This window comes from Microbacterium sp. GbtcB4, assembly GCF_019091465.1.
Lineage (GTDB): Bacteria > Actinomycetota > Actinomycetes > Actinomycetales > Microbacteriaceae > Microbacterium > Microbacterium paraoxydans.
In genome coordinates, this window is record NZ_JAGXJJ010000252.1 from 1 (window position 1) to 256 (window position 256).

Annotated in this window: 1 pseudogene; it reads right to left on the reverse strand. The window is 64.1% G+C overall.

Features of this window, described 5'->3' with window-relative positions:
* A pseudogene (locus tag KVS71_RS17840) lies at nucleotides 1-256 on the reverse strand (translational GTPase TypA); the annotation flags it as partial.

The following is a 256-nucleotide window of genomic DNA, read 5'->3' on the forward strand; positions in this document are numbered from 1 at the left end:
TTCGTCGTCGCGCGCGAACTCCAGGCTCTCCTCCAGCGTGTGGATGCGCGGCGGCCTCATCGACTCGAAGTTGTCGGCCGTGGAGGAGCGCATGTTGGTGTGCTTCTTCTCCTTGGTGATGTTGACGTCCATGTCGTCGGCGCGCGAGTTCTCGCCGATGACCATGCCCTCGGAGACCTCTTCGGTCGGCTGCACGAAGAACGACAAGCGCTCCTGGAGCGCGATCATCGCGAAGGGGGTGACGACACCCGAGCGG